We start from the raw sequence: 13,663 nt of genomic DNA, 5'->3' as shown, positions 1-13,663 counted from the left end.
GACATTTTCAGGCCGGAAGTTCCCGGCAGCTGCAGCCACGGAGGCCGGGTGGAACGGAAAGGCGTTGGCGAACATGGCAGCACAAGCCACCGGCGGCAGGGCTACGCAGCGGAGCCAGCAGTCACCAGCGAAGCCGAAGGGCCTCACGGTACGGCAGAAGAAGATCCTGGAAACCATTCAGCGGTCCGTCAACGACAACGGCTATCCGCCGTCGATGCGTGAAATCGGCGACACCGTGGGCCTGGCCAGCCTCTCCAGCGTCACCCACCAGCTCTCGCAGCTCGAGAAGCTGGGCTATCTCCGCCGCGACCCGAAGCGTCCACGGGCCATGGAAGTGCTCATGCCGCTGACCCTGGATGAAGGTACTGCCAAAATCTCAGGTGTGGAGAAGCCTGCGCGGCTGCGCACTATTGGCGGACTGGCCGTCTCCGAACTGGCCACCGCAACCGACACGGCCATGGTCCCCCTGGTCGGCCGGATCGCCGCAGGCGGCCCCATCCTGGCTGACCAGGTGGTGGAGGACGTGATGCCGCTGCCACGGCAACTGGTTGGCCACGGTGAGCTCTTTATGTTGAAGGTGACCGGCGACTCCATGATCGACGCCGCCATCTGCGACGGGGACTGGGTTGTGGTCCGCCGGCAGAGTGACGCGGTCAACGGCGACATTGTGGCAGCCCTGCTGGATGACGAGGCCACAGTCAAAACGTTCCGGCAACGGGACGGCCACACCTGGCTCCTGCCGCAGAACACGCAGTATGAGCCCATCCTCGGCGACCACGCCAACATCATGGGCAAGGTCGTCTCCGTGTTTCGCTCGCTGTAGCCGCTGGGCAGCCCGCTTTCGGGGACCCGTCTTCGGGCCTCCGAAACGGTCAGGTGCCGGCGGCAACGGCACGCGTTGTCAGCCTGCGGCCGCCGCCGTCGGGGCCTGGGCCAACCTCGACAGCGCAGCAACCGCAACCGCCGGATCGGTGGTGGGCCAGAAAGGCGGCAGGGCGGCCCGCAGGAAGCCCCCGTACCGCTCCGTGGACAACCGGGAATCAAGGACAGCCACAACGCCCTTGTCGCCCGTGGAGCGGATCAGCCGGCCGGCTCCCTGTGCGAGCCGGATCGCCGCGTGGGTGGCCGACACCGACATAAAGCCGTTGCCGCCCGCCTGGGCCACCGCCCGGGACCGCGCCGTCATGAGCGGATCGTCCGGCCGCGGGAACGGAATCCGGTCAATGACCACCAGCCGGCACGAGCCGCCGGGAACGTCGACGCCCTGCCAGAGGGACATTGTGCCGAAAAGGCAGGTGTCCGGCTCGTCCGCAAACTGCCGCACCAGGGCCGTCATGGTTGATTCGCCCTGGCACAGGATGCTGACATCCAGGCGCGGGCGCATCGCCTCAGCCGCCTCCTCCGCCGCCCGCCGCGAGGAGAAGAGGCACAGTGCCCCGCCGCCGGACGCCCGGATCAGCTTCTCCAGCTCATCCAGGGCTTCGGGCGACGTCCCGCGGCCGGGCTTGGGCAGATGGCTGGCAACGTAGAGTATCCCCTGCTTGGGGTAGTCGAACGGGGACCCGACGTCTACGCCGGTCCAGCTGGGAGCGCCCGGCCCCACCAGCCCAAGCCCTCCCGCAGCCGGCTCGAACGCCGCTCCGATCGCGAGGGTGGCTGAGGTGAGGACCACTGTGTGGCCGGCAAAGAGCCCGTCACGGAGCTTCCCCGCCACGCTCAACGGGGCGATGTTGATCAAGGCCGGTGCTGCGTCGTCCGGCTGCGAATAGCCTTGCTGCGGGTCAAAAGTGCTGTTCCGCGAGAACCAGACCACTTCCCGGTTTTCCCGGGCGGCGATCAGGCGTTCACAGAGCTCGAGGATGACCATAAGGCGTGAGCGCGCAAGCTGGCGACCGCCGTCGGCCGTATTCGCACTGTCACCTTTCGAGTCCGAAAGGGCCGCGCGGCAGGCTTCCCGCAACTGGTCGACGCAGTCGAGCTGTTCGTCGTTGAGGCCGTTGGGCAGAAGGCCGCTGGGGACTCCGGCGATGGCCAGTTCAAGGTTCGCAGCAGCGTTATTGAGCGCATCCACCGTGATTCCGGTATTTTTCCGGGCGCCGGAGGCGGCGGCGTGGACCATGGCCACGGACAGCTGGCCGGAGACCGCTCCCGTTACCCGGTCCTGCAGCTCGTGCGCCTCGTCGACCACCACGACGTCGTACTCCGGCAGGACTGCCAGGCCTTCGAAGGCGCTGACGGCCAGCATGGCATGGTTGGTGACCACGACGTCAGCCTCGGCGGCGTCCTGGCGGGCCAGTTCGCTGAAGCACTCGGCAGCCATGGGACATTTCTGCGCGCCCAGGCATTCCATCGACGTGACGGACACCTGCCGCCAGGCACGGTCCGTCACCCCCGGCATCAGTTCATCCCGGTCCCCCGTGGCCGTTTTCTCAGCCCACTCCCGGAGCCTGACCACTTCCTTGCCCAGCTGCGAGGCCGGACCGCCCAAGGACGCGGCGAAGTGCGGGACGCTGGTGTCCTCGCCCAGGGAGAAGAGCTGTCCCTCCGAAGGCTCTTCGGAGGGGAACCCGCCGTCGAGCTTGTGCCGGCAGACGTAGTTTGCCCGGCCCTTGACGAGCGCGACCTTAACGGGGCGCTCCAGCGCGGGGGTGATGGTTTCCAGCAGCCGGGGAAGGTCCCTGCCCACGATCTGGGTCTGCAGGGCCAGGGTGGCAGTGGACACCAAAGTGGGTTTGTCGCTGACCTGTGAATGCGCAATCAGCGGAATCAAGTATGCCAAGGACTTGCCCGTGCCGGTGCCGGCCTGGACCAGCAGGTGGTCGCCGCTGTCGATAGCGCGCGCCACCTGCCTGGCCATCTCGTGCTGGCCGCTGCGGCTCTGTCCGCCCATGCCGGACACTGCCCGGTCGAGAAGTTCGATGACGAACTCCTCGCCGGCGGAGCCGCTGGTTTCTCCGGCCCCGGGATCAGACATTGCTGATGAAGGATTCCAGTTCAGCGGCGAGCCCTTCGCGCACCATGACGAGGGCGCGGGTGCCCTCCTCCTCATGATCCAGGCGAAGGATTTCGGCGTCCGTTTCGTGGAGTTTGCTGATCAGGTCCCCGCGGTTGTAGGGAATCAGCAGCTCCATCTTGACGCTCGGCCGCGGAATGGATTCGCTGATCGCCTTCAGGAGCTCCGCGATGCCCTGACCGGTGCGGGCGGAGACCACCACGTGGCGGGGTTCGCGCTGCTTGAGGCGTTCCACGACGAAGGGATCCGCGGCGTCGGCCTTGTTCAGCACGATGATCTCCGGGACCTTGCGTGCGTCCACTTCGCTGAACACTGCCCGAACCGCGGCGATCTGGCCTTCCGGATCGGGATGCGAGACGTCCACCACGTGCAAGATGAGGTCCGAATCGGCCACTTCCTCCAACGTGGAGCGGAACGCTTCCACCAGCTGCGTGGGAAGGGAACGGACGAAGCCCACGGTGTCCGCCAGGGTGTAGCCCAGGCCATCGGCTGTTTCCGCTTTGCGGACGGTCGGATCCAGCGTCGCGAACAGGGCGTTCTCGACCAGGACCCCGGCATCGGTCAGCCGGTTAAGCAGCGAGGACTTGCCGGCGTTCGTGTACCCGGCGATCGCTACGGACGGCACGGAATTACGACGGCGGTTGGCCCGCTTGGTTTCCCGCGCCGGCTTCATTGCGGCGATTTCGCGCCGCAGTTTGGCCATCCTGGTACGGATCCGGCGCCGGTCCAGTTCGATCTTGGTTTCACCGGGGCCACGGGAGCCCATGCCGGCTCCTGCGCCGCCCACCTGGCCGCCGGCCTGGCGGGACATGGATTCGCCCCAGCCGCGCAGGCGCGGGAGGAGGTACTCGAGCTGAGCCAGCTCCACCTGGGCTTTGCCTTCGCGGCTCTTGGCATGCTGGGCAAAGATGTCCAGGATCAGGGCCGTGCGGTCGATCACCTTGACCTTCACGATGTCCTCGAGTCCGCGCCGCTGTGAAGGTGCCAGCTCGGCATCCACCACTACGGTGTCGGCACCAGTGGACATCACGATGTCCTTGAGCTCCTGGGCCTTGCCGGAGCCGAGGAAGGTACCGGGGTCAGGCTTGGCGCGGCGCTGGACGATGCCGTCGAGGACTTCCGAACCCGCTGTTTCGGCAAGGGCAGCGAGTTCGCGGAGCGAATTTTCCGCGTCGGCGAGGGTGCCTTCGGTCCAGAGGCCGGCCAGCACCACGCGTTCGAGGCGCAACTGCCGGTACTCAACTTCGGTGACGTCTTCGAGTTCGGTGGAAAGGCCGGCGGTACGGCGCAGGGCCCGGCGTTCCTCGAGGTCCTGCTGGTCCCCGTCGAAGATGCTGTGTTCGCTGTCCTGGCGGGAAATCGCCTGGGCCGAACCCAGAACTCCGCGCGGATTTTCCGGGGCGGAGCCGGCGGCACGTGCCGGGACATCCTTGGACAGAATCCGGTCGATGACAGCCTGGATTTCCTCAGGACTCATGTCCTGGGAGGCTGAATCTGATCCGGTATTGGGCTGGTTGGTCATGTTCTCCTTTGAAGATTCGACACTTTCAGAATAATGCTGATTGTTTGTCTGCGGGGCGGTATTCGCGCTGGGCTGACGACTATGGGTCATTCGGGCTCCTGGAATGCCGGCGGCTGCGGGGCAGCGGGCGGCGGTACGGGCGGTAACGGAGGCGGACGCCTGGAAGGCAGTCGGGGTTGCGGATGCGCCTGTCCTGAGGGGATGCGCATGGTCAGATGATCAGCATTGCTGGACTCCAAGTAGTACGGGCGGGATGTCAGGCCGGAGAATCACGGCAGGACGGCGCACAGAGCGGAAGGTGAATACCTGCGTCGCTTCGGGACGGGCTGTGGCCCGTGCCGGCTACTCGAAGATCAAGAACATGGATTAAACACTAGCAGACCGGTGTCCGTGCTCGCTTCCAGTCCCCGTTTCCCATCGGCGCGTACGGCAACTAATCTGGCGAGTTATGGAGTCTGCACACTATTTCAGCGCCCAACCCGCCGGGCCGTTCACACGCAAGCCGCTAACCGTGGAACTTGCCGGTGAAACCCGCAGGCTGCAGACGTCCGGCGGCATCTTCAGCCCCGACGGAATCGACAAGGGAACTGCCGTGCTGCTGGCCGACGTGCCGGCCCCTTCACCCCAGGGCAACCTGCTGGACATCGGCTGCGGCTGGGGTCCGATCGCCCTGACAATGGCCCTCCGGGCGCCCCATTCGCATGTCTACGCCGTGGACGTGAACGAACGCTGCGTGGCGCTGACGAATGAAAATGCCGGCCTGCTGGGCTTGAACAACGTGACCGCGAGCCTGCCTGACGACGTCGATCCCGGCCTCCGCTTCGACACGATCTGGTCCAATCCCCCCATCCGGATCGGCAAGGACGAGCTGCACTCCATGCTGCTGCTCTGGCTCCCCCGCCTGGCGCCGGGCGGATCCGCCTGGCTGGTGGTCCAGAAGAACCTGGGCTCGGATTCGCTGCAGCGCTGGCTGGGCGCCGAACTGGACAGCAGCTTTACCGTCACCCGGGAAAGCACCTCGAAGTCCTTCAGGATCCTTCGGGTCAGGAAAGCGTCCCGCTAGCCACGATCACAGCCGGACCGCTGAGCTCCACATGTTCGTGGCCTTCCGGCCCGGCAAAGAACTTCACGCCGACGACGCCGCCGGGAACCTTGACGTTCCAGGCGTCGGGAGCGCCCTGCCCGGCCCAGTGGCGGATGGCCACGGCCGCCGCGCAGGCGCCTGTACCGCAGGACTGCGTCTCCCCCACGCCGCGCTCGTGGACGCGCATGGTGATTGTCCCGACGCCATCGTGGACCAGGGGCTCGGACGGGACGACAAACTCGACGTTGGTGCCGTTGGCCGGCTTCGGATCCACATGCGGTGCTTTGAATAGCTGCGTTGCCTCGAGCTCGCTGAGTTCTGCGAGGGCCACCACGGTATGCGGGTTCCCCATGCTGACGGACAGGGCCGGCCGCGGTACTTCCAGGCCGTCGGCCGTCACGAGCGAGTCCATGGCCCGCGCCGTGGCCTCCCCCGGGAAAATAAATTCCCACGGGCCCATGTCCACGGCGTAGCCGTCGTCGGTCCGCACCACCGTTTTCGCGCCCGCGCGTGTTCCGATTGTCAGGGCATCGCCCACGTCCAGGCGGACAAGGCCTTGGGCGACGAGGAAGTGCACGAACACCCGCACGCCGTTGCCGCACATTTCCGACAGGGACCCGTCGCCGTTGCGGTAGTCCATGAACCATTCGGCATCCGGGTGGACTGCCTGCAGCTCACGCCCTTCGGGAAGGTAGCGCGACGGCACGGCGCGGATCAGCCCGTCGCCGCCGATGCCGCGGTGGCGGTCGCAGAGTTCCGCCACCTGTTCGGGAGCAATCGGCCAGGTAGCCTCGGGGTCGGCGACGAGCACGAAATCGTTGCCGGTGCCGTGGCCCTTGGAGAAGGCCAGGCCGCTCAGCCCCTGGAGTGTGCGGTCAGGGGCGGGTGCAAGGGTTTCGTCCATGGTCCAAGGTTACCGTCACGGCGGGACGGGCCGGAAAACCGTGCGGCCCGAATCCCAATGGACACGCGCCACAGCGCACAGCCTCGTCAGCGGCAGACAGCCAATGCTTTGGCCACCAGGTCCGGGTCCTGCCAATCGAACCAGTGGATGCGGGGGTCTGCCCTAAACCAGGTGAGTTGCCTGCGGGCGAATTTCCGCGTGGCCACGATGGTGTCCTCCGTGGCCTGGCCGGTATCCCATTCGCCGTCGAGCACCTTCAGGAACTGCGAGTAGCCCAGTGCGCGGGAGGCGGTTTTGCCGTGCCTCAGCCCGGCGGCGTCCAACCGTTGCACTTCGGCCTGGAGTCCGTTGGCGACCATGCCGTGAACGCGTTGCGCCAGCCTGTCCTTCAGCAGCTCCCGGTCCACCTCGAGCCCGATCTGGACCGCCGGCTGGTAGTACTCCCGGACGGGCATAAAGGAGCTGAAAGCGCGCCCTGTCAGTTCGAAGACCTCGAGGGCGCGGACAACCCTGCGGGCGTCGCCCAAGCGGGCGGCGGAGACGGGATCGACCGCTTCCAGCCTGCGGCGCAGCGTGGCCAGGCCGGCGTCGTCGAGCTCCTCTTCCAGCCGGCGCCGGATGCCCGGATCCGTGCCGGGAAACTCGAGGACGTCCAGGGCGGCCCGGACGTACAGGCCGGACCCGCCCGCCAGGATTGCCCGCTTCCCGCGCCCGTGGATCTCCGCGATGGTTGCCCGCGCTTCCCACTGGAAGTCGGACACACTGGCTTCTTCGGTGACGTCCAGGGTGTCGAGCAGGTGGTGCGGGACTCCCCTGCGCTCCTCCGCCGTGATTTTGGCGGTGCCGATGTCCATTCCACGGTAGAACTGCATGGCGTCGGCATTAATGACTTCGCCGTCCAGTTCCAGCGCCAGCGCCACGGCGAGGTCCGACTTGCCGGATCCCGTGGGGCCGACCACCGCGATAACGGGAGGGACGCCCCGAGGCTGCGTTGTGGGGCCGGAGTGCTCCTGCGGGCTGGCCATCGCCTAGCTGCGGCGGACGGGGAGCGCCGGCATGCCGAGGGACACTCCGCCCTTGCCGCCGTTGCTGCCGGCACCGCCGCCGGCCACGGGCGCTCCGCAGGAGTCCGCCTGGGACCTGTCCCAGGCGTCGCCGGCTCGCGAACGGCGCAGGGAGTAGTCTGCCGCCGACGCGGGATCTGCCACCAGGTGGAAAGCCGCGGCTTCGGTGATGGTCACCGTGACAAGGTCACCGGGGCGGGGCTTCTCCGCACCCTCCGGCACCGAGAAGTGCACCAGGCGCTGGTCCTGCGACCGGCCCGACAGGCGGTGTGTTTCCTCGGACTTGCGGCCCGACTGTGCCGTGACCATGACCTCCACCCGGCGGCCCAGCTGGCGGGCGTTCTCCTCGGCGGCGATCCTGTCCTGCAAGGCGGTCAGGCGCTCAAAGCGTTCCTGGACCACGGCCTTGGGAAGCTGGTCAGGCAGGTCGGCGGCGGGGGTGCCGGGGCGCTTGGAGTACTGGAACGTGAATGCCGTGGCAAAACGGGATTTCTCGACGACGTCGAGCGTGGCTTGAAAATCCTCTTCCGTTTCTCCCGGGAAGCCCACGATGATGTCCGTGGAGATGGCCGCATGCGGGATGCGCTCCCGGACCTTGTCCAGGATGCCGAGGAACTTGGTGGAGCGGTAGGAACGCTTCATGTCCTTGAGCACCTTGTCCGAGCCTGATTGCAGCGGCATGTGCAGCTGCGGCATGACGTTGGGTGTTTCGGCCATGGCGTCGATGACGTCGTCAGTGAACGCGGCGGGGTGCGGACTGGTGAAGCGGACCCGCTCCAGTCCTTGGATTTCGCCGCAGGCGCGCAGCAGTTTGGAGAACGCTTGGCGGTCGCCGAATTCCACACCGTAGGAATTCACGTTTTGGCCCAGCAGGGTGACTTCGATGGCGCCGTCGTCCACCAGTGCCTGGATTTCGGCGAGGATGTCGCCCGGGCGGCGGTCCTTTTCCTTGCCGCGCAGGGCCGGAACAATGCAGAACGTACAGGTGTTGTTGCAACCCACGGAAATCGAGACCCAGCCCGAATACACCGAGTCCCGCTTGGTGGGGAGGGTGGACGGGAAAACGTCCAGCGACTCCAGGATTTCCAGCTGGGCTTCGTTGTTGTGCCGGGCGCGGTCAAGGAGTGCGGGCAGGGCTCCGACGTTGTGGGTGCCGAACACGGCGTCCACCCACGGGGCCTTCTTCAGGATTGTTTCGCGGTCCTTCTGGGCCAGGCAGCCGCCCACAGCGATCTGCATGCCGGGGTTGGCCGCCTTGACCGGCGCGAGCATTCCCAGGTTGCCGTACAGCTTGTTGTCGGCGTTCTCCCGGACAGCGCAAGTGTTGAAGACCACCACGTCAGCGTTCTCCCCGGACGCCGGGACGTAGCCGGCATCTTCCAGCATGCCTGCCATCCGCTCGGAGTCGTGCACGTTCATCTGGCAGCCGAAGGTACGCACCTGGTAGGTGCGTTGCGGGGCAGCTGCGGGTGCTGTATCGGTGGTGGCGGAAGTGCTGGTGCCGGACGCTGGGGAGGGAATGGTCAAACTCACCTGTTAAGGGTACCGGTTCACAGGAATTCCGTTGCCGCCCGTTCACCGGCGGCGGCCTCCAGGACCTCCCCCACAATCCGGAAGGCCTGCGAGGGCTGGTATCCCTTCCGGGCGAGCATGGAGGCCAGCCGACGGGTGACTTTGTCCCGTTCGGCCCGGTCCGTGAGGTCCGCTGAGGCCTTCAGCTTGCGTTCAACGAGTTGGCGGGCAGCCGACTCCTCTGCTTCGTCGCTGAGCTGCTCCAGGGCCCGGGCTGCAACGTCCGGCTCGATGCCCTTGTCCGCGAGCTCACGCCGCAGCGCCCCCCTGGCAAGTTTCCGGGTCTGGGACCTGCTCCGGACCCACATGTCGGCAAACTCCGCGTCATCGACGAGCCGGACTTCTTCGAACCGGTCCAGCACGGACTCAGCCACATCGTCCGGAACGTTGCGTTCAGCGAGCTTGCGGGCCAGCTGCAGCCTGCTCTTGGGCGAGTTGGTGAGCTGCCGCAGCACGATAGCCCGCGCCACCGAAGCTGGATCCGGTTCCGAATCCTGTCCAGCCTGCGGCGCCGGGGAAAACCCTGCTCCGGCAAGACCGTCGACTTCCTGCGCGGCGTCGCCGAATTCCGCCGGGCCAGGCTTCCGGGAACGGAACCCTGGCCCGCTGCGCCTGCCTCCCCCGGGCCGGTTTCCCCTAGAAACCGTCAACGGCCTTGAGCTTCGGCGACGCTTCCTTTTCAGCCTCGGCGGGCTTGACGCCGACGCCGAGCTTCTCCTTGATGAGGCGCTCCAGCTCCGCGGCAAGCTCGGGATTGTCCCGCAGGAAGCGCCGGGAGTTCTCCATGCCCTGGCCCAGCTGGTCGCCGTCGTACGTGAACCATGAACCCGATTTCTTGATCAGGCCGTGCTCCACGCCCATGTCGATGATGCCGCCCTCGCGGGAGATGCCCTGACCGTAAATGATGTCGAATTCGGCGATCTTGAAGGGCGGGGCCATCTTGTTCTTGACGATCTTTGCCTTGGTGCGGTTACCCACCGAGTCGGCGCCTTCCTTCAGCGTCTGGATGCGGCGGACATCGATGCGGATGGAGGCGTAGAACTTCAGTGCCTTACCGCCGGTGGTTGTCTCGGGTGATCCGAAGAAAACGCCGATCTTCTCGCGCAGCTGGTTGATGAAGATGGCCGTGGTCTTGGTCTGGCTCAACCGGCCGGTGATCTTACGGAGTGCCTGGCTCATCAGGCGGGCCTGCAGGCCGACGTGGCTGTCGCCCATGTCGCCTTCGATTTCCGCTCGGGGCACGAGGGCTGCCACGGAGTCGATGACGATGACATCGAGGGAGCCCGAGCCGATCAGCATGTCCATGATTTCCAGAGCCTGCTCACCGGTATCCGGCTGCGAGACCAGCAGCGCGTCAGTATCGACACCAAGCTTGGCGGCGTATTCCGGATCCAGGGCGTGCTCGGCGTCGATAAAGGCGGCGATGCCTCCCTGCCGCTGGGCATTCGCGACGGCATGCAGGGCGACGGTGGTTTTACCCGACGATTCGGGGCCGTAGATTTCCACGACGCGGCCGCGCGGCAGGCCGCCAATGCCGAGGGCAACGTCCAAGGCAATGGAGCCGGTGGGGATTACTTCGATGGGAGCACGTACTTCGTCGCCCAGCCGCATGACGGAGCCTTTGCCGAACTGCTTGTCGATCTGGGCCAGCGCTGCATCGAGCGCCTTCTGACGATCCGGGGCTGCCGCCATGGTTCACACCTCTAGTTTTCTCGCTGTGGAGTGGCCTGAGCGGCCCTTTGTCTGTCATCACCGACGCTAACGGTACCCACCGACATTATTGCCGGATGACATTGCGTATGTGGAAAACGGTCTGAAAAAAGCATAGCCCGACCCGAACAGATATTCGAACAATTCTACGGCGTGTCAGGCCACGGACGCTCAGCTTCGGGTCGGCTTTACGTCCCTGCCGAGACGTCGATCAGCCGGGACGTCCTGCACGTCGCACATGGCAAGCCAGACCTGCCGCGGGGGAACACCCGCCGCCAGTGCCTGGTCGGCCGTCCGCCCGCCCACACCTGCGAGCACCAGGGAACTGCTGAGGACACGGGAGTATCCCGCACCGAACTCGTCGTCCATGAGCCGCCAAAAGTCGCTGATTCGCACGGATAAAGTCTCTCACGCCTGCGGCCAATAGAATGGTTGCCATGAGCAACCCAGCCGTGGAACCCGATGCTTCCGGGGCCACCGAAAACAGCGTCGACGCGGCCCTGCGAACCGTGGAGAACCAGATCAGCCTCTTCTGGCGCCGTGGACGCTCCCTCTCCCAGCAACTCTCCCGGCAGGTCCACCCGGACATGGAGCCGGCGGCCTATGGCCTGCTCACCGTCATCCGCCGTGAAGGTCCCATCCGGCTTACCGAACTGGCAACGTGCATCGGAGTCGGCAAGCCGTCCGTCAGCCGGCAGATCGCGTTCCTTGAGAGCATCGGCCTTGTGTCGAAAGAAGCGGACCCTCTCGACGGCCGGGCCCAGACGATCCGGCTGACGCCCAAGGGTGAGGAAAAGATGCACCAGGTGCAGGACGCCCGGCGTGAGGTTTTCCGTGAGCGGCTCGGGGAATGGCCGGTGGAGGACCTGCAGGCTCTCGCCGCTTACATGGCCAAGCTCAACGCGACCTATGAGCGCGACGGCTTCGCCAAAGATGAGCCGAAGTAGGTCCTGACGGCCGGCGCTCCCGCCGGGCCCGCACAAGCCTCTGGCAGCACGCATCACGACGAGGGGCCTCCGGCACAGCCGGAGGCCCCTCGCGTCTAATACGAAGATCTAATATGTGCGGGTCAGCGGGCGCCCGAGAGCAGTCCCTTGGCCAGTTCGTCAGACAGTTCAGTATTGAGTTCGCGGTCAAGGTAACGCTGCGAGAATTCCTGCGGAACGGTGTCCGGAACAGCAACGCCCTCAGCGACGGCAACGCGGTCGCTGACTTCGCGGAGCATGCTGGACAACGGGACGTCCAGGGCCGAGCAGATCGAAGACAGCAACTCCGAAGAGGCTTCCTTCTGGCCGCGCTCCACTTCACTGAGGTAACCCAGGGAAACCCGGGCACTGTGTGACACTTCGCGGAGGGTACGGCCCTGACGCTGGCGAACGTCGCGCAGCACATCACCGATTTCGTGACGAAGTACTACCATCTTGCGCTCCTTCTGTTCGCTCTTTGCCTGATCGGCGAGGCCCACATCCTTCCAGCGGACAACGCCGTTCACGGATACGGGCTGCTTTACCATCTGTATCGCCTTGCTCCCTCGTACGTCAGGTCCGCCCTCGTCAGGCGAACCATAATTATTTATTCATCCTAGGCGCCTCACTGATTCCGAAGCGACACAATGTAACAACTATTAGGAATCAAATTTTGTTCCCGGCAACTTTACGCCGGGTAAGCCTCGGAAGATAGGGCCTCCAGCAACCGCTCCAAAGCAGCCGCACATGCCTGGCCGCGGATGTCCGCGCGGTTTCCCTCGAAAACGTAACCGAACGACGTCGTACCGTCCGCGGTGGCGATGCCGACGAAAACCGTTCCCACGGCTTTCCCGCCGTGTGGTTCCGGACCTGCGACTCCTGTGGTGGACACGCCAATGTCCGCCCCGCAGACTCGCCTCGCCCCCTCGGCCATCGCTTTCGCCACGTCACCATCGACGGACCCGACGGCGTCGAGCAGTTCGCCGGGGACGCCCAGGACGTCCGCCTTGACGGAATTCTGATAGGACACCACGCCGCCCTGGAGCATGCCCGAGGCGCCGGGGGTGTCCGCGAGTACCGCCGCCACCATGCCTGCAGTCAGCGACTCGGCTGTGGCAACGGTCAGTCCGCGCGAGATGGCACCGGTGACGGCCTGTTCTGCGATGCGGTGCAGATTGCTCATGGCTGCTCTCCTTGTACGTGCTGGCTGGCTGCGCGCCTGCCGTTTGCCCGCAGCTTCAGCGCTTCTACGACGTATTGTCCACCGGTCCAGACGGTGATGGCCACGGCGGCCAGCATCACCAGGAAGGCAACCACACCCAGCCACGGAGCCAGTGACGCGAGCGGGACCACATACAGCAGGATCGCGACGGTCTGCACCACGGTCTTGAGCTTGCCGCCGCGGGACGCCGGGATGACGCCGTACCTGATCACGAAGAACCGCAGTGCCGTGATCCCCCATTCGCGGGCCAGGATCAGGATGGTGATCCACCACGGCAGTTCGCCCAGCAGCGAGAGCATCACGAGGGCGGAGCCGGTGAGCAGCTTGTCCGCGATCGGATCGGCGATCTTACCGAAGTCTGTGATCAGCCCCCTGCTGCGGGCGATGTCGCCGTCGAGCTTGTCCGTGTAAATGGCAACCGCAAACGTCAAGGCCGCGGCCCAGCGCCAGATGCCGTTCTGGCTGTCAAACCCCGGTGCGTCCGCAACGAGGAACCAGACGAAGAAGGGCACCAGGACAATCCGCAGCATCGTCAGGATGTTCGGAAGGTTCCAGATCCCGGAGGAGGAGCCTGAGCTGTTGGCTTCAGTGCTAGTCACTCTCCTAG

General features: G+C 65.7%; 14 protein-coding genes. 3 read left to right on the top strand and 11 right to left on the bottom strand.

What is annotated here, in order from left to right; translation table 11 throughout:
- Positions 1-73 precede the first annotated feature (73 nt).
- Positions 74-823, top strand: a complete 750-nt coding sequence (gene lexA / locus ARTH_RS07450) for a transcriptional repressor LexA (RefSeq protein WP_043429618.1) — start codon at positions 74-76, stop codon at positions 821-823.
- A 78-nt stretch (positions 824-901) separates the two neighbouring features.
- Here lexA and ARTH_RS07445 read toward each other — a convergent pair whose 3' ends face one another.
- Positions 902-2,974, bottom strand: coding sequence for an ATP-dependent DNA helicase (locus tag ARTH_RS07445; RefSeq protein ID WP_011691328.1), 2,073 nt, complete (start codon positions 2,972-2,974; stop codon positions 902-904).
- Positions 2,967-4,535, bottom strand: coding sequence for a GTPase HflX (gene hflX, locus ARTH_RS07440; RefSeq protein WP_011691327.1), 1,569 nt, complete (start codon positions 4,533-4,535; stop codon positions 2,967-2,969). The genes ARTH_RS07445 and hflX overlap by 8 nt, the downstream gene beginning before the upstream one ends.
- A gap of 448 nt (positions 4,536-4,983) precedes the next feature.
- On the opposite strand from hflX, the gene ARTH_RS07435 reads away from it, so the two are divergent.
- A complete protein-coding gene (locus ARTH_RS07435; protein WP_011691326.1) occupies positions 4,984-5,598 on the top strand; it encodes a class I SAM-dependent methyltransferase in 615 nt (204 codons plus the stop codon).
- On the opposite strand, the gene dapF is transcribed toward ARTH_RS07435, so the two are convergent.
- The 6 genes from dapF to ARTH_RS07405 all read right to left on the bottom strand — a co-directional run bounded on the left by dapF (position 5,579) and on the right by ARTH_RS07405 (position 11,265).
- Positions 5,579-6,523: a diaminopimelate epimerase gene (gene dapF, locus ARTH_RS07430; protein WP_011691325.1), complete on the bottom strand. Its 945-nt coding sequence runs from the start codon at positions 6,521-6,523 to the stop codon at positions 5,579-5,581. The two genes, ARTH_RS07435 and dapF, sit on opposite strands and share 20 nt — an antisense overlap.
- An 86-nt stretch (positions 6,524-6,609) precedes the next feature.
- The gene (miaA, locus tag ARTH_RS07425) at positions 6,610-7,548 is read right to left on the bottom strand and encodes a tRNA (adenosine(37)-N6)-dimethylallyltransferase MiaA (protein WP_011691324.1); all 939 of its coding nucleotides are present in this window, start codon (positions 7,546-7,548) and stop codon (positions 6,610-6,612) included.
- A 3-nt stretch (positions 7,549-7,551) separates the two neighbouring features.
- On the bottom strand, positions 7,552-9,120 hold the full coding sequence (gene miaB / locus ARTH_RS07420) for a tRNA (N6-isopentenyl adenosine(37)-C2)-methylthiotransferase MiaB (protein WP_011691323.1): 1,569 nt from the start codon (positions 9,118-9,120) through the stop codon (positions 7,552-7,554).
- 17 nt (positions 9,121-9,137) lie between these two features.
- Complete coding sequence (locus ARTH_RS07415) at positions 9,138-9,629, bottom strand: regulatory protein RecX (RefSeq protein ID WP_043429617.1); 492 nt, start codon at positions 9,627-9,629, stop codon at positions 9,138-9,140.
- A 166-nt stretch (positions 9,630-9,795) separates the two neighbouring features.
- The gene (gene recA / locus ARTH_RS07410; protein ID WP_011691321.1) at positions 9,796-10,851 is read right to left on the bottom strand and encodes a recombinase RecA; all 1,056 of its coding nucleotides are present in this window, start codon (positions 10,849-10,851) and stop codon (positions 9,796-9,798) included.
- A 189-nt stretch (positions 10,852-11,040) separates the two neighbouring features.
- Positions 11,041-11,265: a DUF3046 domain-containing protein gene (locus ARTH_RS07405; RefSeq protein ID WP_011691320.1), complete on the bottom strand. Its 225-nt coding sequence runs from the start codon at positions 11,263-11,265 to the stop codon at positions 11,041-11,043.
- Between the two features lie 41 nt (positions 11,266-11,306).
- Here ARTH_RS07405 and ARTH_RS07400 point away from each other — a divergent pair, with 41 nt between their 5' ends.
- Positions 11,307-11,816: a MarR family winged helix-turn-helix transcriptional regulator gene (locus ARTH_RS07400; RefSeq protein ID WP_043430523.1), complete on the top strand. Its 510-nt coding sequence runs from the start codon at positions 11,307-11,309 to the stop codon at positions 11,814-11,816.
- Between the two features lie 122 nt (positions 11,817-11,938).
- Here ARTH_RS07400 and ARTH_RS07395 read toward each other — a convergent pair whose 3' ends face one another.
- The 3 genes from ARTH_RS07395 to pgsA form a co-directional block, all read right to left on the bottom strand.
- Positions 11,939-12,382, bottom strand: a complete 444-nt coding sequence (locus ARTH_RS07395) for a helix-turn-helix domain-containing protein (RefSeq protein WP_043429615.1) — start codon at positions 12,380-12,382, stop codon at positions 11,939-11,941.
- Positions 12,383-12,522: 140 nt separating this feature from the next.
- Positions 12,523-13,017, bottom strand: coding sequence for a CinA family protein (locus ARTH_RS07390; protein WP_011691317.1), 495 nt, complete (start codon positions 13,015-13,017; stop codon positions 12,523-12,525).
- Complete coding sequence (gene pgsA, locus ARTH_RS07385) at positions 13,014-13,655, bottom strand: CDP-diacylglycerol--glycerol-3-phosphate 3-phosphatidyltransferase (protein ID WP_011691316.1); 642 nt, start codon at positions 13,653-13,655, stop codon at positions 13,014-13,016. The genes ARTH_RS07390 and pgsA overlap by 4 nt, the downstream gene beginning before the upstream one ends.
- Positions 13,656-13,663 lie beyond the last annotated feature (8 nt).

It is taken from the genome of Arthrobacter sp. FB24 (assembly GCF_000196235.1).
In the GTDB taxonomy this organism is placed as follows: Bacteria; Actinomycetota; Actinomycetes; order Actinomycetales; family Micrococcaceae; genus Arthrobacter.
The sequence above is the reverse complement of the archived record's forward strand: the minus strand, read 5'-3'. Positions and strand labels throughout refer to the sequence as shown.

Coding starts and splice junctions, on each gene's coding strand:
- ARTH_RS07390 (WP_011691317.1), bottom strand. CDS start 13,017: ATGAGCAATCTGCACCGCATCGCAGAACAGGCCGTCACCGGTGCCATC.
- recA (WP_011691321.1), bottom strand. CDS start 10,851: ATGGCGGCAGCCCCGGATCGTCAGAAGGCGCTCGATGCAGCGCTGGCC.
- lexA (WP_043429618.1), top strand. CDS start 74: ATGGCAGCACAAGCCACCGGCGGCAGGGCTACGCAGCGGAGCCAGCAG.
- ARTH_RS07445 (WP_011691328.1), bottom strand. CDS start 2,974: ATGTCTGATCCCGGGGCCGGAGAAACCAGCGGCTCCGCCGGCGAGGAG.
- miaA (WP_011691324.1), bottom strand. CDS start 7,548: ATGGCCAGCCCGCAGGAGCACTCCGGCCCCACAACGCAGCCTCGGGGC.
- dapF (WP_011691325.1), bottom strand. CDS start 6,523: ATGGACGAAACCCTTGCACCCGCCCCTGACCGCACACTCCAGGGGCTG.
- hflX (WP_011691327.1), bottom strand. CDS start 4,535: ATGACCAACCAGCCCAATACCGGATCAGATTCAGCCTCCCAGGACATG.
- ARTH_RS07400 (WP_043430523.1), top strand. CDS start 11,307: ATGAGCAACCCAGCCGTGGAACCCGATGCTTCCGGGGCCACCGAAAAC.
- ARTH_RS07435 (WP_011691326.1), top strand. CDS start 4,984: ATGGAGTCTGCACACTATTTCAGCGCCCAACCCGCCGGGCCGTTCACA.
- ARTH_RS07395 (WP_043429615.1), bottom strand. CDS start 12,382: ATGGTAAAGCAGCCCGTATCCGTGAACGGCGTTGTCCGCTGGAAGGAT.